This window comes from Clostridium sp. (assembly GCF_021443865.1).
GTDB lineage: Bacteria > Bacillota > Clostridia > Clostridiales > Clostridiaceae > Clostridium.
The window spans coordinates 1-1,761 of record NZ_JABUTB010000168.1; the positions used below are offsets into that span (position 1 = coordinate 1).

Below are 1,761 nucleotides of genomic sequence, written 5' to 3' on the forward strand. Positions count from 1 at the left end.
AAAAAGAAAATAATGAAACTGAATTTAGAGTTGTTATTAATCAACCAACTGAAACTATTTGAGTTGATGTTGAATCAAAAGCTCATAATGTTTTTCTTTCTAATAATAAGGCAACTGCTTCCTCATTGGCACCATTTAATATACATGGAGCTAAACCACCTTCAATACCAACTTTATAAGCAAGTTTTAAGCATCTAAAGGTATCTAAATCTGGTTTTTCAAAAGTTAAAACACCAATTTCATAAAAATTAAGTTTCTTTGCTACTGCATTTTTTCTTTCCTTTTTATTTATGGCATATTGTATTGGTAGCTTCATATCTGTTGATCCTAATTGAGCTATAACACTTGCATCTTTATACTCTACCATTGAATGTATTATGCTTTGCGGATGAACTACCACTTCTATATCTTCGTAAGGACAATTAAATAAGAAATGTGCTTCTATAACTTCTAATCCCTTATTCATTAGAGTTGCAGAATCTATAGAAATTTTTTGTCCCATATTCCATTTAGGGTGTTTTAGAGCATCTTCTACAGAAACATTCTCTAAAAACTCTATATTCTTTCCTCTAAATGGTCCACCTGAAGCTGTTAAAATAATTTTACTAACATCCTTTTCAGTGTATCCGTTCAAAGCCTGAAATATAGCACTATGTTCTGAATCAACAGGCAATATGTCTACATTCATTTCCTTTGCCTTTTTCATAACTAGCTCACCAGCAACTACTAGTGTTTCTTTATTAGCCAAAGCTATATCTTTTTTTGATTCTATAGCTTTAAGTGTAGGTCTTAATCCTATCATTCCAACAACAGAGGTAACAACCATCTCTATTTCTTCTAAAGAAGCTATTTTTTCTAACCCTTCAATTCCTGAGTACACTGTTATATTTAAATTATTAGATAAACAATATTCTTTAACTTCTTTAGCACTTTTATCATCCATCATGGCAACATATTTAGGACTAAATTCATTTATTATATCTATTATTTTTTTAACAGATGAATTAGCACTTATACCAATTAAATTTATCTCCTTATTAGAATTTCTAATTACTTCTAAGGTTTGAGTACCTATTGAGCCAGTAGCTCCTAAAATTGAAATGTTCTTCATATTTTCCTCCTGATTAACTTAATCATTATAAATTAAGTCTTTTGCTATTATACTGTAAATTGGACCTGCTATTATACCAATAAATCCAAACATATTTACCCCTACATAAATAGATATTATTACTATTACTGGATGAATTTCAAGCTTACTACTTAAAAATTTAGCTTCTAAAATTTCTCTAATAAATCTTTCTAGTAAATACAAGGAAATTAATCCAACTACTAATAAGTATCTCTTCATTATAATATTGTATATTATAATTGGTATAAAAACAATTGTTGTTCCCACAAAAGGAAGTATATCTAAAATTGCACATAAACTTCCAAGGAACAAACTGTTAGGTATTCCTAAAATCTTAAATCCTATTGTAATTAATATAGAACTTAAAAATATAAGTTTTATTTCTATCTTTAGCACATCTCTTAAATTTTTACCTTTACTAATAATATTTGCCACAAGTTTTTCTGGAAATAATTTATTTATAATATCATATACTTTGTCACTATCAATTAAAAGAAAAAAATTAATTATATTTGCTAAAAAATATGATATTACACCTTCCCCTGTAAAGATAGCACTTTTCATTATCATATTACTATTAAAAAATTTACTTATACTTTCTAGGGTTTTATTTATATCTAAATTTAATT

Annotated in this window: 1 protein-coding gene and 1 pseudogene; both read right to left on the minus strand. The window is 27.0% G+C overall.

Features of this window, described 5'->3' with window-relative positions:
• Nucleotides 1-91: 91 nt before the first annotated feature.
• Nucleotides 92-1,111: pseudogene (gene dxr / locus HUJ77_RS15410) on the minus strand (1-deoxy-D-xylulose-5-phosphate reductoisomerase); the annotation flags it as partial.
• 18 nt (nt 1,112-1,129) lie between these two features.
• The coding region (locus HUJ77_RS15415) for an AI-2E family transporter (RefSeq protein ID WP_291710159.1) at nt 1,130-1,761 on the minus strand (632 nt) is incomplete at its 5' end.